Raw genomic sequence first — 21249 nt, 5'->3', positions numbered from 1 at the left:
AGGGCGCTTAGCTCAGTTGGTAGAGCGTCTGCCTTACAAGCAGAATGTCGGCGGTTCGATCCCGTCAGCGCCCACCATATCCCATCATCTTAAAAATCAATTCATTGTAATCACTTCAAGCTTGATTTATCATGTGCCGCGATAATCATTCTAATATTGAAGTCATTTATTATGAAAAATCCATATCAACGCAAGGCTGCGTCGAAATCTCAAACTACGATATCCAATTCACCGCCTAAACAGCTTTATCGCCAGTTTATTGAAAATATTATTGTCCAGCGTCGTGTGGTTGCCCTGTATCATGAGGGTTGGGCACTATGTGCAACGCCAACAGGACAGCATGCCATGTCTATTTGGCAGAACAAGGGAATGGCAAAGTTACTGATCAAGGACAATTGGGCCAATTACGAGGTTCAAGAATTGCCCTTGATGGCATTCATTGAAAAGATGATTCCTTTTTTAAAGGAAAATAACACCATACTTTCTCTGGACCTAACGCCTGAGGGGAATAACCTACTGGTTAGCCCTGATTCATTATTATTGGATATTAAGAATTTTCTGTATCAGCTCTATTTGCAGCGCCCAGAGGTTTTTGCTGAGTTGCAGTTGCCGTTACCACGGGACATTCGCCTGCATCAATAAGCAATAAGATAAAATTGATAGGGATAACCCTGTCAATACTCATCCAGTAACCAGCCACTTGCGTAGGCAAAATACTCCCTTAGCCATGCATTATAACGTGTGGCTAAAGGTGTGGTGGCACCCAGCATGCTGATATGGCGATATCCCTGTTTTCGCGCAATTGCGGCCGCCCGCAGTGTATGGAAATCACTGGTCACGATTGCAATTGGTTGCTGGATATTAATGTGTTGTGCCTGCAACAAAGGCTGACTATTTTGAAGATTCAGCTCAGTGCTGGTGCTCTTATCCTCCAAAAGTATTTGCGAAGCGGGAATGTGGTGCTTCTGCTGTAGATAGCTGGACATCACCTCAGCCTCACTTTGAGTTTCACCAAAATCAATACCTCCTGTCAAAACCAGTTTTGCATTAGGTTGGGCCAGGGCCACTGGAGCAGCTCGATCAAGTCGCTTGGCAAGGGTGGCGGATGGCTGCCCATTTTCAACACCACTACCCAACACAATAATTGCCCGTACTGGGGGTGTGGTCTGGGTTTCTGAATTGTTCTCTGCCAGATAATTAAAAAAATAGCCTAAGCTAATCAACCAGATCCAGAAGCATAACCAGCCAAAGCGCCAAATGGAATGTAGGCGGAAATGATAGAAAAAGAAACGTTCAATATGATAATAAAAGAACGCATATACACAGAAAAAAAGGCCAAGCAGCAGTGGAAGCACTGTCCCAATATGAATCTTTTTAAATGCGATCAGCACCGCACCATCAATGAACAGGACTGAACCGACAAGGGCAAATAAGAGACGAAGCCATGAACTGAGTTGCATAATTTGAATTGTGGTCGATTTGAATCGTGTTAAGTGTATGCAAATTTAGGCGAAAGGCAAATTTTGATGCTGTTGTATAAAAAACGGGTGTGAAAACACCCGTTGTTCTTGGAGGAAAGTGAACTACGAGTTAATAGACATCCCGACGATAACGTCCTGCCTGACGAAGTGCATCCACTTTTTCTTCACCTAGGATATCGGTAAGTGCCTGATCTACACCTGAAGCCATGCCATCAATACTACCACAGACATAAATGACCGCACCCTGGTCTAGCCAGCTAATTAACTCATCAGCCTGTTCACGCACGATATCCTGCACATAGATGCGCTGCGCCTGATCTCTGGAAAAAGCCAGATCAAGGCGTTTGAGCGTGCCCATATTTTTCCATGCTTCAATCGTTTCCTGATAGAAGAAATCATGTTCGCGTTGGCGTTCACCAAAGATCAGCCAGTTGGCGGTGTAATTCTGACGGTTACGCTGCTGTAACAGGCCCATTAGTCCTGCAATGCCTGTACCATTGCCGATACAGATAATAGGGCGGTTGTCGTCAATCAAATGGAAAGATTCATTGCTACGAATGCGTAAGGCAATGGTTTGCTTTAAGGATGCAAACTCGGTGAGCCAGCCTGAACCTAGTCCTAATTGGCCATTTTCATCACGTTGTTGACGCACCACCAATCGTAGAACTTGCTGTGACGGGATGCTGGCAATCGAGTATTCCCGTGTTGGCAGGGTAGGAAGTTGTTGCAGCAGTTCCTCAAGCTTGGTAAATGGCTGAATCTCAGTGCGTAGGTTTTTATTCCACAGCCATTGTTCAATCGGTTGTTTGAGTGAAGCAACCTGAATGTTGGCAGGAATTTGATGCTTGGCCAGAAAGGCTTCAATCTCAGCCATACTATTGGCTGGTTGAATCTCGGCAATATCTCCCGCATGCCAGCTAATGTCATAAGGTGCTGTCAGTTCAATATTATAGGCTGCCTGTCCCAAACTATTTGGATTAAGTACATGGCGTTTACTGAGTGTCCATTGATCGAAGACCTTTTCAATATTCATGGCATGCAGTTCATGCTGAGTCACCGCAGACAAGGCTTGATTCCAGCGTTGAATGTCATTGGCATTTGCATTGTCCACTTCGATTAACTCGAAAAATGCCTCCGCATTGCATTGTTTTAACCACTTATCAACTGCATAGCCAAAACTACAGTAACTGTCTGGATATTCTCTGGAACCGAGCGCCAATACCGCATATTGCATGTGACCGAGGTTAGGCCTCTGTTGCATGAGCTTTTTACAGAACCCTGTTGCCAGGTCGGGTGCTTCACCTGTGCCATAGGTGCTGACCACGAATAGAACCTGCTGCGCCTGCTGTAAGTCCTGCTCGGTAAGTTGCTGAATGGGTTTCACTACAGTCGGCTGCTGTGCCTCCTGTAGGCTGGTGGCGGTGCGCCAAGCCAACTGTTCAGCAACACCTGTTTGAGACGCATAAGTAATCAACCATGGTTTTGCATTTGGATCGACCTGTTGTGATGTTTGGGATTGACGCGCTGCCAAAGTCAGTTTCTTCTGTTGACGGCGTTTGAGGTACAGCATCCAGCCTGTCACAAAGAATAAAGGCATGCTGAGAGAGGCCAGCAAGGCAATAAACTGGTAGGTCGAACCAAAGAAACTACCCCGATGCACAGGTAGCATGCTGCTCATGATTTTCTCATTAAGCTTTTTATCTTCATATAATTCTAATTTTTCAATTTTTTGCTGCTGATAGTTATAGACAGCCTGATTGCGTGCACGTTCATGCTGTGGAATATGGTCAACGAATGATAGCTCTAGCTTTGCGTCATCATGCTTGGGAATATTTAGGGTGAGGGCAGAGTATTTGCCGCCAATCTGTGCATTGACGTTTGTCCATGTCTGCTCAAGAATTGTATTGATCTGTTGTTTTGATAATTCAGGTTGCTTGGCTTGGCCAGCCTCATTGTCATGCTCTTTGCGTTGTGGCTGTTCGACTCCCATCACCTTGAACATGCCTGCACGCCACCAGTCATACGACCAGTATAAGCCTGTACATGCAAACAACAGGTAGAACACCGCCGCCCAAGTGCCCACAACGGCATGTAAATTCCAGATAAAATTACGGCCTTTCAGCTTGGGCTTGATAAAAAACCATTGTTTAAAAGAGTGTTTCTTCGGAAAACGCAGATAAAGTCCACTCAATACAAAGAAAATCAGCATCAACGCAGAGGCACCTGTCAACTGTTTGCCAAAATCACCCATCGTTAGATAACGGTGCAAACGCTGAATAAACTGAAAAAACTCCTGTCCCTTGATCTCAGGCAGAACCTCGGCAGTATAGGGATTGACCATCATGTTATAGCCACGCCGTTCGCCATCTTTCTTGATATTGACTGTAGAGGATGCGGTAGGGTCAGCAGAGAGGGTGATGCTGTTGATCTTAATCTCAGGTTGTTGCTGGTTGAAATGCTGATAAAGTTGCGCTGGTGTCAGCTTGGGAGTTGTTGCGGCTTGTACCACATAACTTTGCTGATTAATCATTTTTAAGATTTGTTGATCGTAGGAGTAAATGGCTCCTGTCACTCCCATGATGGAGAGGATTAAACCAGCCGTAATCCCTAAAAACCAGTGGATTTGGAAGAATACTTTTTTAAACATGGGAAAAAATGGAAAGATGAAGAAGTTTCTGTAAATATAACCCAATAATAAGAATAGAATAAGGATTTTGTAGATAATATTGATTTTGATTCTTATTTTCAAATTAAGTGATTTAAATCTGGCTTAAACCTAAACGAGGGAAGTGCCATTTTAAGAAAAAACCCAGCTTGGGCTGGGTTGTTTTATATTGCTGATGACCGTATCCGATTACAACGGTTTAGCCTCACCAACTGTCTCTTTTAAGTGCTTGCGTACTGTATTAAATGAGAAATTCTTTGAATCCATGCGTTTTGGCAGGATATAGGCACCTTGCTGAACTTCGCCTTTTGGTGTCTTTACCTTGAAATTAACCAAAATAAAATCAGGGGTATTGTACCATTCGTAAATGTCTTTCCAGCCGATGGTCGCTGTACCTTCCTGAAGTCCCATTTTCTGGCGCATCACAATCCCGTGGGGCTGTACACCTAAACGAATCCCCTTGATTTCCTGTACAGGAAATTCGTTCATTTTACGTTTCACATACCATTCCAGACCAAACTTCTTGATGAGGTAGAACAGTACCACACCAATGATCACCACCCAGCAAATCGCGGTTGAGTAGGTGGAGTAATACTTGATCAGGCCTGCTGTAACCAGTGAAAGCACCACAAGTGCAATCATAATCAGCCAGGCCTTGCGGCTGAACTTATTGGTACCACGCCAAATCATAAGTTGGGCTTGACGTTGTTCTTGTTCAGAAACTTCGTAGGGAACGGGTTGTAGCGTATAAGCGTATAGCGTTTTGGCGGTCATAGTTTAAAAAATGAGTTTAGAACTGGGTTAAGTTTATCATTGATTGGCATGCAAAGATATTAGGCCAATAGCGAATCATAGGGACGATTAAAATACCAATAGCCCCTAAAGTGAAGCAAACTCGGTCCCATCTTCATGGGGTTCATAGCTTAAACTCTGTTTCAACATACTTAAACGGGTCAAAATACTCAGGATCAGGGAGAGCTGCTGCAAAATAATCAGCGATTTCTGGTCGTTTTCATCATTGCGGCTCAGGCGTTCGCGTATGCTTTGTAGCATATTTTGTGAAGACAGGTCAGGTACTTCATCTCGTAACAGTGCACCCTGAATATCATCCAGTGCCTGATCCAACAGGCTTAATATCGCAGGCTCATCAATACGTTCACGGTGCGCACCCAAGGCCGCGATATAACTGAGAAAGGTATGGCTTAAACAGAGAAACTCAAATGCCTGTGCTTTCTTGGTGGGATCAATATTGGGTTCGGTTGCAAGGGTGGAAATGAGTGATGCAACTTCCGCATCATTATTATGTGCCGCCCGTCGGACCACTCGATAGTTCAGGGCATTATTACGCCCTTCATGATATTGGGTTACCACTTCCGCCAGATATTTACATTGGGCTTGCAGTGAACGTTGAATGGTGCGTGGCAGGCGGCGGAACTTCCAGTCGGGCCAGATAAAGCTGACTCCAAACCATGCCAGTGCACAGCCAATGATGGTGTCGATCAGGCGTGGCAAACCTGCGGCAAATGCGGAACCATCCAGATTAAAGTTGATCAAGGCCAGAATGGTGATAAAGGCGGTTGCCTGGGCATACTGTTTACTACGCAACTCGAAAAATAAAACGCCACTGAGCACCAACATGACCAATTGCCCCTGAAGTGACGGAATAAAGTAAATAATCGCCAGACCGACAATAATTCCAATCAGGGTGCCGACAATTCGTAAATACAGGCGGCGTTTGGTCGCGTTAAAGTTTGGCTGACAGACAAACAGGGCAGTCAGTAGAATCCAGTAGCCATAGGCAATATGGGTTAACTGAATGAAGATGTAACCGATAAACAGCACAATGGAGAGACGCACCGCATGGCGGAATAACACCGATTCGGGAGTGAGATGCTGCTTGACCCGTACCATCATGTCATTCCAGCCTTTCAGGTCATCATCCTTGAGCTGGTTTTCCGCCTGCTGGGCATTGATCAGTTGCATGTTACGTTCAGTCTCCAGATTCTGGAGCTGCGCATCAATCGACTTTAAGTTTTGATAAAGCGCAAAAAGGGCATTAATCCGCACCTGATCATAGACTTGGTCTGCATGCAACTTTTCCAGCGACAGCCTTAAGTTTTCAAAGCTGTGCTTAAAGCGCTTGTTATGCACATAGCGGGTACGGGTTAAAATACAGTTCGCCAAGTCCTGACAGGCTTTGCCCTGAATGGTCAGGATACGCTGGAAGCGGAATAAAATATCACTGTGCTGAAAAATCTTGGCCAGTTTCTGATAGTCGATATGAGCTGAATCCGCCCGCTCATGAATATCCTGCGCAACAAAATAATACTGCAAGCTACGCCGTGTATCTTTCTGGCCCCGATCACCCTTGAGGCGGGTCAGCAGCGCCATACGCATGTCATTGAAGATGGAGATCAGCTTGCCATTTTCCAACGCTAGATCAATCATGCTTTGCTGATAGCTTGATGGCGTCATATCGACATCGAACAGATTGGATTTGGCAAATAAAAAGCTTCCCAGCGCATGATAAGAGGCAGAGAGCTGGTCCTGCAATTTACGAACAGGAAATAACAGGAAGCTAATGGTGGAAAGCAGTCCGTACCAGGCTGCGCCAGCTACCAATAAGGCTGGTTGTAGATACCATTGTTCGAACAGGTGTACACCTAGCATTGAGTAGACCGAAACCACCAGACAGCCATAGGCAATGGTGGCATAACGCCGACCGAGTGAACCCAGTAAAATCCAGCCGATACAGGAAACAATCAGCCCGATTGCAAAGGCAGCAGGATAGGGAAACAGCAACTGAACCGATGCCGCAGTGATAAAGAAACCGATATAGGTATAAATCAGGTTCATGATGCGCACGGAAAAACGGTCATCAATGTCACTGATACCTGCGGCAACCACACCCAATGTCAGTGGAATGGTGGCGAGTTGAAAATTGAGCAGATAGGGAACAAAAGCCGTGCCTGTAAAGGCAATGAGCATACGCACGTTATACATAAACGTGGTGTTGTAGGTTGCCTGTTTTAAACGTCCGAACCAGGGATTCAAGGTTGATCCTTTTTTATAGGGTCTGTTGACATTTCAGCCATGCCTTGCGTTATCGGCTAATATGCTATCGATTTTATCACTCATATTATGCACAAATACAGTGAGGATGCTAAGCTTGCAAACGTGATTAACATGAAAAGTACAGTATTATGCAGGCAGAGCAAGCTCGTCAGCGTCAATATTCAACAGCATGGATATTATTGCTGGCTTTATTGACAGCTTTAGGTCCATTATCGATTGATATGTATTTACCCGCGCTGCCACAAATGGCGGATGAGTTTGGGGTAAGTATGCAGATGATTGCCAATACCTTACCCGCATATTTTCTAGGACTTGCGATTGGACAACTGATTTATGGGCCTGTAAGTGACCGTATTGGACGCAAAACCCCCTTATATTTTGGCTTGGCCTTGTATGTGGTTGCCAGTTTGGCCTGTGTTTTTGTGAGCATTGTGGTCAGTGCTGGCTTGATGAACCACGCGCCACTTTGGCTGTTAATGTCAGGCTTATTTCTAGTTGTTTCTGGGATTGGCCTAACTGGACCCAATGCAATGGCTTTGGCCATGTCGAAACAGGGTGCAAGGGCAGGAACAGCCAGTGCCATTATGGGGAGTATGCAATTCGCCTGTGGCTTGTTGGGCGGGGTAATCTTAAACTTCCTGATTTGGAAAGCATCACTCAATATGGGATTGATGATGTTGATGTTTACCAGTGCGGGACTATTTGCAATTTTTAAGGTGGGGAAACAGCAAGACAGTATCTTCAGCTAGAGATACTGTCCAATAAATGAATTATTCATCTAAAAATACAGTAAAGTTTTCCACAGGCTCACGAGGCGTAATAAATGTATTTACGATGTGATCAGGGTCTGCATAGCCCAAGGCAACAGTGCACACCAGTTCTTCATCGTCAGGTGCGCCAAGCACATCCAGTACGATTGGATGGAAATGGTTCCATGCGGCTTGCGGGCAGGTATCCAAACCGCGTGCTTTAGCTGCAACCATAACATTCTGGATCATCATGGAAATATCCATTTTTGAACCAATCCCCATTGCTTTGTTCACGGTGAAATACAGGGCAACAGGGGCATCAAACAACTGGTAGTTACGCAATTGCTGTGCCGCCATTTTTTCCTTTTCACCTTTTTGAATTCCTAGTAAACCGTAGAGTCCCCAGCCATTTTCACGACGGCGGTCAATAAAAGGTGAAATCCAGGTTTCAGGATAATAGGCAAAGGTTTCCTGATACTGTCCAGCGAGTTCTGGCTTTTGAAACATTTCAATTTGTGCATTACAAACACGGTTAATCATTTCAGCTCGTTTTTTACCTGTCAGCACATACACTTTCCACGGCTGTGTATTCGTGCCAGACGGTGCTCGGCTGGCAACCGCCAAAATATCCTTAATGGTTTGGGTTTCAACAGGGGTATCCAGAAACGCACGTACTGAATGGCGCGATGTAATGGCATCATCGACGTAGCGGACTTGTTCCGTGTTCATAAAAATTCCTCATCATTTATGATCTTTCTCATGGAATGAGACTATAAAGTAATAAATAGCTTTTGCAGATACTTTTTAAGTCGTAGATTGGAGTTTTGAGTGAAAAGTAAGCGATATGTAGATGAGACCTACCAGTATTGTATTTCATTTGTATTTTGTTTCTTTATGTGAAAATTAAATGTATTTGTAACACAATGAAATAGATTTAATATTTATTGATATATATTGGGGCTGTGATTGCCCCTAGAATAAAAAAATACACACAATATTCTAAATTTATGCATAATACGCCCTTTTTTAAAATTGATTAGGCTTTCCTTGCTGAAACGGTGAGGGGGATTTTCTAGCTCAGGCATATCGAATTTATCCAATTTTATGCCTGTGGAAAATGTTGAAATATACACCAGATACAGGAGCTTCTCATGAGTTTACCTCTCATCCGTAAGCCATTTATTCAGGACATGGCAATCACCGTTGCAACTTCCATGATGAACAATGCCTATGCTGCCCGTAGGCAACAACAGATACAGCACTTTCGCCCCATCGTTACAGCGCTTGTTCATCTACATAACAAATAGAATAAATGGAATAAAATATGGAATTTACTTTTAATGGTTTCTACACGCTAATTTCGTCAGTGATCGTTCTGTTATTGGGACGTTTACTGGTCAACAAAATTGATTTCTTAAGACGCTACAACATTCCTGAACCTGTCGCAGGCGGTTTGGTGGCAGCAGTGGTTTCCCTGCTGGTGCATTCGCTCTGGGGCTACAGTATTGTTTTCAGCAGTCAGTTGCAAACCAGTTTTATGTTGATCTTTTTTGCCTCGATTGGCTTAAGTGCAAACTTTATGAAGCTCAAGGAGGGTGGTATTGGATTAGTCATTTTTCTCGTCTGTGTCGCCTCATTCATTGTGGTGCAGAATGCGGTTGGGATGAGTCTGGCAACCTTGTTGGGTATTGATCCTCTGATCGGTTTGATCGCAGGTTCAATCACACTAACAGGTGGTCACGGAACCGCAGGTGCATGGGGTGAAATCCTTGAAACTCAGCATGGTATTCAGGGCGCTTTGGCATTGGGTATGGCAAGTGCAACTTTCGGCCTGATTATTGGTGGGATTATCGGCGGTCCATTGGCCAAGCTGCTGATTAACCGTTACAGCCTTGCCCATGCCCAAACCTCTTCCGAGATCAAGGATCGTGATACTCATCTCGACCAGCACCCTGATGAACTTGCACCATTCGAAAATCCGCATCAAGTTCGTTTAATCACTGCGGATAATGCCATTACCACACTTGGTCTGTTTGCTGCCTGTTTGGCATTTGCTGAATTCATGACAGGTTATAGTAAAGGCACATGGTTTGAGCTGCCAACTTTCGTCTGGGCATTGGGCGGTGGTGTGGTTTTGCGCAACATTCTGGAAAGCATATTAAAGGTTGATATTTTTGACCGTGCAATTGATGTATTTGGTAATGCATCATTATCACTGTATTTGGCAATGGCTTTGCTTTCATTGAAATTATGGCAACTGGCTGATTTGGCTGGTCCACTTGTTGTGATTCTTGGCGCGCAAACATTGACAATGGCGCTTTATGCTGCGTTTGTGACGTTCCGTGTCATGGGTAAAAACTACGATGCAGCCGTGTTGGCAGCGGGTCACTGTGGTTTTGGTATGGGAGCAACGCCAACAGCTGTTGCTAACATGCAAGCAATTACCAACATGTATGGACCATCACATAAAGCATTTTTAATTGTTCCGCTTTGTGGTGCGTTCTTTGTTGATTTAATTAATGCAACAGTAATTCAATTAATTTTGAAATTCTTTATCTAAGTTAGATCAAAAGCCCATACGGGGCTTTTTTGATTCATCCATTTTTTTGAATATGTGATTGACGCACATAAAATTGTTAAGTGAATAAGTGATGAATGAACAATTAAATGCCACGCTGATGTCGTGGGTACAGTTCTTGAATGATCCGCTTTGGAATTTCCTGGTCGTATTACTGGTTGCGGTTGGGGTATTTTACACATTTGTTACGGGTGCGGTACAGCTTCGCTTGTTCCTGCATAGTATCCGTGTGATGAAAGGCAGTCGTAAAGAAACGCAGGATGAACATGGCATTACACCATTTCAGGCTTTTGTCACTGGGCTTGCAAGCCGTGTGGGCGTGGGTAATGTTGCTGGTGTTGCGATTGCAATCGCAATTGGTGGTCCTGGTGCCGTGTTCTGGATGTGGGTCACTGCCTTTCTTGGTATGAGTTCTGCATTTGTTGAATCATCGCTTGCCCAGTTGTTTAAGGTGAGAGACCATCAAAACAAGCAGTTCCGTGGTGGCCCTGCGTACTATATTACTCAGGGCTTAAAACAAAAATGGCTGGGGATTGTTTTTGCACTGTCACTCATTCTGGCTTATGGCTTTGTATTTAATGCCGTGCAGGCAAATGCGATTATTGGTGCGACCTCACATGCCTGGGGATGGGATAAAGCCAATTTTGTATTGGGGCTTGGTGGTCTTGATCTCGAAGTGTCATGGGTTGGGATTGCATTGGTCATTATGACGGCATTGATTATCTTTGGTGGGATCAAGCGTATCGCTAAAGTTGCTGAAAGTATCGTTCCTTTCATGGCATTGCTTTATATCATGGTCGCTTTGTATATTGCGATAGCCAACTTGCCGATGTTGCCTGAGATCTTTAAATTGATCTTTAGCAAGGCATTTCAGTTTGAGGCTGCGGCAGGTGGTTTCTTCGGTGCGATGATTTCTATGGCAATGATGATGGGGATCAAACGTGGCTTGTTTTCCAACGAGGCAGGTATGGGGTCAGCGCCAAATGCCGCTGCGGCCTCTGATGTGAAACACCCTGTGAATCAGGGTCTGGTCCAAATGCTAGGTGTATTTGTCGATACCTTCGTGGTGTGTTCATGTACCGCGATCATCATTATGGTGTCTGGTCTCTATCACGAAGCTGGCTTTGAAGGCGTGACATTGACCCAGAAAGCTTTGGAGAGCCAAATTGGTAGCTGGGGCGGTGGTTTTCTGGCGATTATTCTGTTCCTGTTTGCCTTTACGTCGATTATTGGTAACTATGCCTACGCTGAAAGTAATGTGCAGTTTATCAATAACAATCCTAAAATCATGCTTGTTTTCCGTATTTTAGTATTGGTTATGGTGTACTTCGGTGCAATCACTAGCGTTCCATTGGTTTGGTCTATGGCAGACTTGTCGATGGGATTGATGGCAACTATTAACCTGATCGCAATTCTATTGCTGACTCCGATAGCATTGATTTTATTGAAAGACTACACATCTCAGTTAAAGAAAGGTATTAAGGAACCAGAGTTCAAGATTGATCAATATCCTGAACTAAAGAAAAAAGTTGGTTCAGATATCTGGTGATCTTGATAAAAGCTCCTTTCGAGGGGCTTTTTTATGGATTGGCAGTCACAGCAGCAAAAAAACTGATACAGCATTTCAGGCTGGGAAGAGCTAAAATTTAAGCTGGAAACACAGTAAATATGGCAACAACTGCATATGAAACGGCTTAAATCATGCATACTCGGACTATCAGTAATCATTTTAACAGGTTGCCAAACAACCTCACATTTACGTCCAGCAATTGAAGATGCCCAGGCACGGGTGCTGAGCCAGCCTTTTAGCTATATCAAACAACAGCAAAAACGTCCCGTAATCGCTTTGGTTTTGGGGAGTGGTGGTGCACGTGGCTATGCCCATATTGGGGTGATACAAGTGCTGGAACAACAGGGGATTCGTCCAGACTTTATTGTAGGCACTAGTGCAGGGAGTATCGTTGGCTCAATCTATGCCAGCGGCAAAACCGCCGCTGAGTTGCGTGACATTGCCCTAAAGCTGAAAGCCAATGACGTTCGTGATGTCAATGTCAGCTTGAAAGGGTTCTTTAATGGTAAAAAGGTTGAGGATTACATCAACCAGCAGGTGCGCAACACACCCTTGCAACAACTCAAGATTCCAATGTATGTGGTGGCAACTGAACTTAAGGATGGCAGCAGAACAGTCTTTAACTATGGCAATACTGGACAGGCGGTTCGTGCCTCGGCCTCAATCCCCAGCATGTTTGTACCCACCAAAATTCATGATGTTGAATATGTAGATGGTGGGCTGGTCAGTCCTGTGCCTGTTCAGGTTGCACGTGAACTGGGAGCGGATGTAGTGATTGCAGTGGATATTCTGGCCCAGCCGATTCATACTGAAACCAGCAATGTTTGGGGGCTGTTTAACCAGAACATTAATATTATGCAGGGCCGTCTGGCTGAAGAAGAACTGAAAGATGCCGATGTGGTGATTCAACCTGATCTGCGTGAAAAGGCCCATATTTTTGATGTTAAGGGGCGTGAAATGACTATGCAGGCAGGGATTGATGCGGCTCAGTCAAAGCTTTCTGAAATTGAACTTGCCATTCAAAGTAAGAAAAACCTTGTACAACCTGATCAGCAAGATTTTGCCTTAAAGACCTTTCCAGCACATCCTTAAGGTTTATATGGCCACAGAGAGTCGTAACAGCATTAAAATCGTTTCGATGTCCTAAACAAATTGTAAATACTCATCAAAATGCTATGAAAATTTTGGAAAAGCATGTAAATAACTACAACTTACCAAAGTTTCTATCAGACAAAGTTAAGTTTAAGGTTATAGCATGACGTACTTGCGTCAATTGCAATACAACAAGGATTGTTAAGCACGATGTTTAAATCATTTTTTCCCAACCCACGTCCATTTTTTATTTCAGTGGTTGTATGGATGGCCCTGAATATGTTGCTCTGGTATACGGGTGGCCATGGATGGGGGGGATATTTGGGATTCCCAAAGGGCTATGCTGAAGCAGAGTTGCAAATTGGGGTGAGCCGTTTCTGGTCGCCTGCATTTATTTGGTTCTATCTCTGGTTTCTCCTTTCAACCGCCTTATTTGCAGGTTTTTGGGGATTCCTTTCTGATCACAAATGGCAGAAGTGGTCAGTCTGGGGGTCAGCATTTATCTTGTTTAATATCTGGTTTGGGGTGCAGGTCAGTGTTGCAATCAATGCTTGGTATGGACCATTCTGGGACATGATTCAAAAGATGCTAAGCGATGGCGGCGGTAATATTAATGACCTATATAATGGAACTTTGACTTTTCTTTATATTGCAATGGTTGCCGTCACATTCGCCGTAATCAATGCATTCTTTACCAGCCATTATGTGTTCCGCTGGCGTACCGCCATGAATGAATACTACACTGCAAACTGGGATCGGCTTCGTCATGTCGAAGGGGCTTCGCAACGTATTCAAGAAGATACCATGCGTTTTGCCACCATTATGGAAGACTTGGGGGTTGAACTGATTAAGTCAGTGATGGTGCTGATCGCGTTCCTGCCGTTATTATTTAAAATCTCAGAGAAAGTGCCAGTGCTTCCAATCGTGGGTGAGATTGAACATTCACTGGTATGGGCTGCAATTGTCTGGGCGGTCTTTGGAACTGTGGTGTTAATGATTGTCGGTCAGAAATTACCAGGCCTACAATTTAATAATCAAAAGGTTGAGGCAGCCTACCGTAAAGAGTTGGTTTATGGTGAAGACCATGAGAATCGTGCTGATCCACTCACATTAAAAGAGTTATTTGCTCGAGTACGTGTAAATTATTTTAGACTTTATTTTCACTATGCTTATTTTAACCTTGTCGCGATTTGGTATAAGCAACTGGATGTTTTATATAGTCTGGTGGTGCTATTTCCTGCAATTGCCGCAGGTAAAATGACTTTAGGCTTGATCAACCAAATTAGTAACATCTTTGATAAAGTTCGTGAATCATTTCAATATCTCATCAGTTCTTGGAAAACGATTATTGAATTACTCTCAATTTATAAACGTTTAAAAGCTTTCGAGTCAATTTTAAAAAAATAAGTGTGATTAAAAAAACCTGCAACTAGCAGGTTTTTTTGTGTCCATGATTTGATTAATGAGTCGCATTGTAAAAATTTAGAATAGTTCCAACTAAATGCTGTTGGGATTGATCAACGGTGACTTTGATTTCTCTAAAGTTAAACGTGTCTTCATCTTGATATTTGGCTACGCCATGTGTTCTGTTATTCAGCTTAGGAATTTGATAACTAAAGAAAGCGATTTGTTTTGAAGGGTGTACGATCTTCATTAATTTAAGCGGATCTTGATAACCACCGTATTCATATTCCACACTTTGTTTTAAAAGATGTGGAAAATAAAGCGTCGCATTTGGCATGCCGCAACCTACACAAAATGATGAATCATAAAGCTGAATTGCTTGTTTCTGATTTGGACTCATGATTAAGGCAGATCCAGTACCATTCGCTCCTGCACTTGATTGTATGTCTTGCCAATCTCTAGGTACAAGTACAATTCCTATTTCAGGAATAGCCCATAACTTGAGTTGTTCAGCTTGTTTAGCATCTAATTTAAAATCGAAATGACAGCTTTTTGCGGAACATGATTTAAAGTCTTTTAATAAACCATCTTCCACAGGGTTGAGTGCGGTTACCCCGTAAAAAGGCACTCGAACATCATTTGCAAAAGAAGCTTCACCGAGAGGGTAAATTTGATTTTCTGCTTTTCGTTCTTTTGCACTATTTGAAAACTGAGGGAAATTTGCTTTAAATACTGTAATCTCAGCATGAATGGCTGAGGAGAACATACTCATTAAAATCGTGGGAAATAAAATTGTTCTTTTCATTTTTAAATTTGACCAAACTCAGTTTGCTTTAAGCTAATATCTTCTGCAATAAAATGACATATGACAAGTGTAGATCAGTCCTTTAAACTGTTTTCAAGTTTGATAATAAATATGAGTAATACAGAATGATACCAGTGAAGAATATACTTTCAGTTTGCTGCTTTATGGCACTAAGTTCTACTAGCTTCGCACAAGAAATCAAAGGTATTTCATTTTCACATCAAGATTGGGAAATTTACTGTAGCAATACAGGAACCTGTCGAGCTGCGGGCTATCACAATGAATCTAGTGATGATTATCCAGCATCAATCTTATTGACACGTCAGGCGGGCAAAGCTCAGCAAGTCACAGGCGAGTTTGCTTTGGGTGATGGGTTTACCGAACCTCAAATTCCTAAAAATCAGCTTAAAAATATTCATTTTTATGTCAATGGCAAGGATTTAGGGGCTGTTTTGGTGGATGGCACTGAATTTCCACTTATGGGTAGATTGACCGCAGCACAGGTGAATGGATTGTTGCAGCAGGCCAGTGGAAAAGCAGACATTGTATTTAAAAATAACCGTCTGCAATGGAATATTTCGGATGCGGGTATGACTGCAACATTATTGAAAATGGATGATTTTCAGAAACGTGTTGGAACGACAGGCGCCTTGGTCAAAAAAGGGAAAATGAGCGAAGCAAAAGTTTTAGCGGCTCAACCGAAATTGGTGGTGAAACAGGTTAAAACAGCCAGCAAACCTTATCTAACTTTGCAGCCCAACAGCAAGCAGTATCAGTCCGTGTATAAATCATTGATGGCAGCACAACCTACACCCAAACAAGATGGTTTTTGTGAGGGAGTTTATAGCAGTGATGGCGTAAAACCTCAGTCGATTGAACTCTACAAATTAAGCAATAAAAAAGTATTGGCAACGACCCTATGTTGGCGTGGAGCATATAATGAGGGGTATGGAGTTTGGGTGCTGGATGAGTCTTTAACAGGAAAAGCAATTTTTGTGACTGAACATGCCTCCGATGTTGGGGATGGGATAATCAGTAGCTCACAAAAAGGACGGGGAATTGGAGACTGCTGGTCAAGTGATGAATGGGTTTGGGATGGGCAGAAATTCGTACATACTAAAGATATGTGGACAGGCATGTGTAAAGGGCTTGCTGCAGGTGGGGTATGGGAACTGGACCAAATTGAAGCAGTTGTAAAATAGCATTTTGAATATATACGCCAATCTCAACTTAAAATAAGATTTTCGGGTGTGTTAAGGGGGCAGTGATTATTTCATTTTTATTCATTAACTAAAATAAATTGCTAAAAATAACTCAGCATTTCGCTGCTTTAATTTTTAGCTGTATGACAATAACTACTCACAATATTCAGGATTATAAATTTGCTGAATTGTAAATTTTTTTACCGAGAATTTTCATTGATTGAGTACAATTAACCGCCAATCCTATTATAGGCTAACTCTATAAATGGTTTGGTATCTATCAGTTCATTGAGGTTGGTTATCGTAAACTCGACATCGCCAATACCATGATGCCCTATATTGGAAACATCACGATAATTTGGAGTATTTACAGGAATATCCTCAGGTTTTAATTTTAAATAAATTTTTAAATTTCGTAAGCGAACTTCCACAGTTAAAATATTTTGTGTGCTTTTATAGGCTATATAGTATTTTTTAGGAATTTCCTCAATCGAGTCATCAAAACCCATAATCATATCTTGTAATGCTTCCATGAGCTCAATAACTTCTTTAGATTTATTTTGTAGATGGCTCTCTGTGGTGTATTGTCCGATATTTCGTGTAATAGCAGCCTTTTTTCCCGCTGCAACCATGACAGGGTTTTTCGCTGTTTGATTGAGAGTTACTGGCGTATTTGATGTTGTGTTATGAAAAACTTCCTCAAGATACAAACTTTGGTTTGAAAAAAGTTGATAACGCCATAATTCAATATTTGCTCCCATAACTTGTACTGCATGTAGATCGTATTTTTTATAATTTGGTGCAATACAAATGACCCGAATATCTGACCAGTCAATTTCTATATTGTTTCCTAGTACTTTTTGAGCTGCTATTTCAAAATCACCTTTATGATCTTGAATCCAATGAAGATAAAATAGGCTTTGTGTTATGAGTTCTGAGGACTCTACTTTTTTATATTCAATAATGACAGGATTATTATCTTCAGATAGAGCTAGAGTATCAATTCGACCAGCATGAATTGCACCCGTTGAAAATTCACTTGCGATAAAACGGCAGTTAAAAACAGTGATTAGGTTGTTTTCAATTAAAGTTTGCAAATCTTTTTCTAAAGGGAAGTTGGTTTTTTGCACAGTGCGTAATTGTAAATTATTATTTATATCGAAAATTGGCATGACGATAAAACCTTATTTAAAAAATAAAACCCCGTATCAATACGAGGTTTTATAACATGAAATCAATAAATTGGCTAATAAGTTAACCAATCAATTTCTTCATTAATTCATTTACTTGAGCTGGATTAGCTTTACCTTTTGCAGCTTTCATGACTTGACCAACGAGACCATTAAAGGCTTTTTCCTTACCAGACTTGTATTCTTCAACCATTTTTTCATTGGCTGCAAGCACGTCTTTGATAATCGCCTCAATCGCACCTGTATCGGTTTCTTGCTTCAAGCCTTTTTCAGCAATAATGTCATCCGCAGATTTACCCTCTGCTTCCCACATAAATCCAAACACCTGCTTGGCAATTTTACCGTTAATGGTGTTATCCACAATACGCGCGATCATGCCACCCAACTGCTCAGCAGAAACTGGAGAGTCCGCCAATTCTAGGCCCGCTTTGTTTAAAGCGCCTGAGAATTCACCCATCACCCAGTTTGCTGAAACTTTACCTTGCTTCTCACCGCCAGCAGCAGCTACAACAGCCTCGTAGAAGTCTGCCATTTCACGAGAAAGTGTAAGTACATGTGCATCATATTCCGTTACGCCAAAGTCAGCCATAAAACGGGCACGGCGTGCAGCAGGCAATTCTGGAAGCGCCACACGAGCAGCTTCGATTTGTTCATTTGAAATGATCACTGGTAACAAGTCTGGATCAGGGAAGTAGCGATAGTCGTTGGCTTCTTCTTTCGAGCGCATTGAACGGGTTTCCATCTTGTTCGGATCGAACAAACGGGTTTCCTGATCAATTGTGCCGCCGTATTCCAAAATTTCCATTTGGCGTTCAATTTCAACATTGATCGCTTGCTCAATGAAACGGAATGAGTTGAGGTTTTTTAACTCGCAACGAGTGCCGAATGGCTGACCTGGACGACGCAAAGACACGTTACAGTCAGCACGGAATGAACCTTCGGCCATGTTACCGTCAGAAATACCTAACCAACGCACCAATGTATGAATCGCCTTGATATAAGCCACAGCTTCTTCAACTGAACGCATATCAGGTTCAGACACGATTTCAAGCAATGGCGTACCAGCGCGGTTTAAGTCGATACCTGACATGCCCTCAAATTGGTCATGGATGGATTTACCAGCATCTTCTTCAAGATGGGCACGAGTTACGCCAATACGCTTCACCGTACCATCTTCAAGTTGAATGTCGATATGACCCAAGCCCACAATTGGATTGTCCATCTGGCTGATCTGGTAGCCTTTTGGCGAATCTGGATAGAAATAGTTTTTACGGGCAAACACAGAGGCTTGGTCGATGTAAGCATCAATGCCCAAACCAAAGCGAATCGCAAGATCAACCACTTCAGCATTCAATACTGGCAATACGCCTGGCATGGCCAAATCAACAAGGCTGGCTTGGGTGTTTGGGTCTTGACCAAATTCAGTCGATGAACCAGAGAAGATTTTAGACTTGGTCGCCAACTGAGTGTGGATCTCGATCCCGATAACGACTTCCCAACCGTCAATAAGCTTTAACTTTTGAGCTTCAGTCATTATACATTCTCCTCAGCAATTGCCGCACGTTTGGTATGCCAGTCTGTGTTTTGTTGATATTGATGCACAATCGAAAGCAATTGTGATTCTGACCAGTAATTACCAATCAACTGTAAGCCCACAGGCAGGCTGTCTTTATCAAAACCTACAGGTGCGTTGATGGCGGGTAGACCTGCCAGGTTCACGGCAAGGGTGTAGATATCGCCTAAATACATTTCAGTCGGACTGAGGTTTGCGCCGATTTTGTATGCAGTGGTTGGTGCAGATGGCGCAGCAATCACATCGACATTTTCAAATGCTTTAAGGAAATCCTGCTGAATCAAACGACGTACTTTTTGTGCTTTGACATAGTACGCATCGTAGTAACCCGCAGAAAGGGCATAAGTCCCAATCAGGATACGGCGTTGCACTTCCGCACCAAAACCCTCAGAGCGTGAGCGTTTATACAGGTCTAAAATGTCTTTTGGATTGTCACAGCGATAGCCATAACGAACACCATCGTAACGTGATAGGTTGGAAGATGCTTCCGCAGGGGCGATCAAATAGTAAGTCGGCACATAGGCTTCAGTCATGTTGAGATCAATCTCAACCAAGATTGCACCCATCTCTTCAAGCTTTTTCAATGATTCTTCAACGCGCGCTTTCACGTCTGCATCTAAACCAGCCACATTGAAGTACTGTTTTGGAATACCAATGCGTAAGCCTTTGACTGCCGTACCGTTTAGTTTGGCAACGTAATCGTCCACATCTTTATTTACTGAAGTAGAATCTTTGCTGTCATGACCTGCAATCACATTCATCAAATAAGCACAGTCTGCTGCTGATCGTGCCATTGGACCGCCCTGATCCAGTGATGATGCATAGGCAATCATACCAAAGCGAGACACACGACCATAGGTCGGTTTTAAGCCCGTTAAGCCACAGAATGAAGCAGGTTGGCGAATCGAGCCACCAGTATCCGTTCCTGTGGCAATCGGTGCTAAATCCGCAGCCACAGCCGCTGCGGAACCACCAGACGACCCTCCTGGAACACGATCAAGCGCCCAGGGGTTGGAGGTTGCACCGAAGTAAGAGTTTTCAGAGGTTGAACCCATTGCAAATTCATCCATGTTCACCTTGCCTAAAGTCACAAGACCTACAGCTTTGGCTTTGGCAACCACAGTTGCATCATAAGGTGAAATAAAGTTATCCAGCATTTTTGAACCCGCAGTGGTTTTAATACCCTGGGTACAAAAAATATCTTTGTGGGCAAGTGGAATACCCGCTAGCGCATGTGCGTTACCTGCTTTGAGTGCAGCATCAGCCGCATCAGCTTCAGCAAGTGCTTGTTCTGCCGTCACCGTCACATAACTTTTTACTTTTGGGTCAAGGTGGGCAATACGTTTTAAATAATGTTCGGTCAATTCACGTGATGAAAACTGGGCCTGTTTTAAGCCCTCGGAAAGTTCACGGATTGATAAGCGATGTAAATCTGTCATATGAAAAATTTCTTTACATTCTAAATATAAAATATTGACTAATCGAATAAATCTTATTCAATTACGCGAGGTACAAGGTACAGACCTGCTTCTGTTGCAGGGGCGACCGCCTGATATTCATCACGGTGATTGCTTTCACTCACCACATCGGCGCGTAAAGGCTGTGGATGGTCAAATGGGCTTTTTAAAGGCTCAACATCATCGGTATTAATGTTTTTCAAGCTTTCCATCATGCCAAGAATTTTATTTAAACTTTGAGCATATTCAGCAGATTGCGTTTCATCTAGGGATAAACGGGCAAGATGCGCAATCCCTGAAACGGTTTGTGCATTTAAGTCCGTCGTCTGCTGAGCATCTGATGATGTAGACATAACTTTACCTAATTCAGTATCAAAAAATTGCAAAATATCGTGCGTTATAATAAGC

The 21249-nt window shown here is 43.0% G+C and carries 18 protein-coding genes and 1 tRNA gene; 9 read left to right on the top strand and 10 right to left on the bottom strand.

From position 1 onward, the window contains the following. Position 1 precedes the first annotated feature (1 nt). Together F988_RS05550 and F988_RS05545 are read left to right on the top strand one after the other, a co-directional pair. A tRNA-Val gene (locus F988_RS05550) sits at positions 2-77 on the top strand. Positions 78-171: 94 nt separating this feature from the next. Continuing rightward, positions 172-642 (top strand): DUF2750 domain-containing protein, encoded by a 471-nt coding sequence (locus F988_RS05545; protein WP_004678249.1) that lies wholly within the window; start codon positions 172-174, stop codon positions 640-642. A gap of 32 nt (positions 643-674) precedes the next feature. On the opposite strand, the gene F988_RS05540 is transcribed toward F988_RS05545, so the two are convergent. From F988_RS05540 to yccS, 4 genes are all read right to left on the bottom strand, one after another. Next, the gene (locus F988_RS05540; protein ID WP_004681642.1) at positions 675-1460 is read right to left on the bottom strand and encodes a YdcF family protein; all 786 of its coding nucleotides are present in this window, start codon (positions 1458-1460) and stop codon (positions 675-677) included. A 130-nt stretch (positions 1461-1590) separates the two neighbouring features. After that, positions 1591-4128, bottom strand: a complete 2538-nt coding sequence (locus F988_RS05535) for a PepSY domain-containing protein (RefSeq protein WP_004681641.1) — start codon at positions 4126-4128, stop codon at positions 1591-1593. A 207-nt stretch (positions 4129-4335) separates the two neighbouring features. Further along, complete coding sequence (locus F988_RS05530; protein WP_004681639.1) at positions 4336-4920, bottom strand: YcxB family protein; 585 nt, start codon at positions 4918-4920, stop codon at positions 4336-4338. Between the two features lie 105 nt (positions 4921-5025). Continuing rightward, the gene (yccS, locus tag F988_RS05525; protein ID WP_004681637.1) at positions 5026-7200 is read right to left on the bottom strand and encodes a YccS family putative transporter; all 2175 of its coding nucleotides are present in this window, start codon (positions 7198-7200) and stop codon (positions 5026-5028) included. 149 nt (positions 7201-7349) lie between these two features. On the opposite strand from yccS, the gene F988_RS05520 reads away from it, so the two are divergent. Next, complete coding sequence (locus F988_RS05520) at positions 7350-7970, top strand: MFS transporter (protein WP_004678235.1); 621 nt, start codon at positions 7350-7352, stop codon at positions 7968-7970. A gap of 21 nt (positions 7971-7991) precedes the next feature. Here F988_RS05520 and F988_RS05515 read toward each other — a convergent pair whose 3' ends face one another. After that, positions 7992-8699 carry a nitroreductase gene (locus F988_RS05515; protein ID WP_004678233.1) on the bottom strand — a complete coding sequence of 236 codons (708 nt, stop codon included), beginning with the start codon at positions 8697-8699 and terminating at the stop codon, positions 7992-7994. A 422-nt stretch (positions 8700-9121) separates the two neighbouring features. On the opposite strand from F988_RS05515, the gene F988_RS15195 reads away from it, so the two are divergent. The 5 genes from F988_RS15195 (at position 9122) to sbmA (ending at position 14617) form a co-directional block, all read left to right on the top strand. Continuing rightward, entirely contained in the window at positions 9122-9277 is a 156-nt protein-coding gene (locus F988_RS15195) for a hypothetical protein (RefSeq protein WP_004681636.1), read from the top strand. A gap of 17 nt (positions 9278-9294) precedes the next feature. Continuing rightward, positions 9295-10530, top strand: a complete 1236-nt coding sequence (gltS, locus tag F988_RS05510) for a sodium/glutamate symporter (protein WP_004681633.1) — start codon at positions 9295-9297, stop codon at positions 10528-10530. A gap of 91 nt (positions 10531-10621) precedes the next feature. After that, positions 10622-12097, top strand: coding sequence for an alanine/glycine:cation symporter family protein (locus F988_RS05505; RefSeq protein WP_004681632.1), 1476 nt, complete (start codon positions 10622-10624; stop codon positions 12095-12097). Between the two features lie 135 nt (positions 12098-12232). Then, positions 12233-13210, top strand: a complete 978-nt coding sequence (locus F988_RS05500) for a patatin-like phospholipase family protein (RefSeq protein WP_004681630.1) — start codon at positions 12233-12235, stop codon at positions 13208-13210. A 210-nt stretch (positions 13211-13420) separates the two neighbouring features. Beyond that, positions 13421-14617: a peptide antibiotic transporter SbmA gene (gene sbmA, locus F988_RS05495; protein WP_004681629.1), complete on the top strand. Its 1197-nt coding sequence runs from the start codon at positions 13421-13423 to the stop codon at positions 14615-14617. A 52-nt stretch (positions 14618-14669) separates the two neighbouring features. Here the strand turns inward: sbmA and F988_RS05490 are convergent, their stop codons facing one another. Then, a complete protein-coding gene (locus tag F988_RS05490) occupies positions 14670-15419 on the bottom strand; it encodes a DUF4850 domain-containing protein (RefSeq protein WP_010589284.1) in 750 nt (249 codons plus the stop codon). Positions 15420-15544: 125 nt separating this feature from the next. On the opposite strand from F988_RS05490, the gene F988_RS05485 reads away from it, so the two are divergent. Next, entirely contained in the window at positions 15545-16621 is a 1077-nt protein-coding gene (locus tag F988_RS05485; RefSeq protein WP_004681624.1) for a DUF1176 domain-containing protein, read from the top strand. A 230-nt stretch (positions 16622-16851) separates the two neighbouring features. On the opposite strand, the gene F988_RS05480 is transcribed toward F988_RS05485, so the two are convergent. From F988_RS05480 to gatC, 4 genes are all read right to left on the bottom strand, one after another. Further along, complete coding sequence (locus tag F988_RS05480) at positions 16852-17793, bottom strand: DUF5655 domain-containing protein (RefSeq protein ID WP_004681623.1); 942 nt, start codon at positions 17791-17793, stop codon at positions 16852-16854. 82 nt (positions 17794-17875) lie between these two features. Then, positions 17876-19345 (bottom strand): Asp-tRNA(Asn)/Glu-tRNA(Gln) amidotransferase subunit GatB, encoded by a 1470-nt coding sequence (gene gatB / locus F988_RS05475; protein WP_004681620.1) that lies wholly within the window; start codon positions 19343-19345, stop codon positions 17876-17878. Continuing rightward, complete coding sequence (gene gatA / locus F988_RS05470) at positions 19345-20823, bottom strand: Asp-tRNA(Asn)/Glu-tRNA(Gln) amidotransferase subunit GatA (protein ID WP_004681619.1); 1479 nt, start codon at positions 20821-20823, stop codon at positions 19345-19347. The genes gatB and gatA overlap by 1 nt, the downstream gene beginning before the upstream one ends. A gap of 53 nt (positions 20824-20876) precedes the next feature. After that, positions 20877-21194 carry an Asp-tRNA(Asn)/Glu-tRNA(Gln) amidotransferase subunit GatC gene (gatC, locus tag F988_RS05465; protein ID WP_004678212.1) on the bottom strand — a complete coding sequence of 106 codons (318 nt, stop codon included), beginning with the start codon at positions 21192-21194 and terminating at the stop codon, positions 20877-20879. Positions 21195-21249 lie beyond the last annotated feature (55 nt).

This window comes from Acinetobacter parvus DSM 16617 = CIP 108168, assembly GCF_000368025.1.
Lineage (GTDB): Bacteria > Pseudomonadota > Gammaproteobacteria > Pseudomonadales > Moraxellaceae > Acinetobacter > Acinetobacter parvus.
The sequence above is the reverse complement of the archived record's forward strand: the minus strand, read 5'-3'. Positions and strand labels throughout refer to the sequence as shown.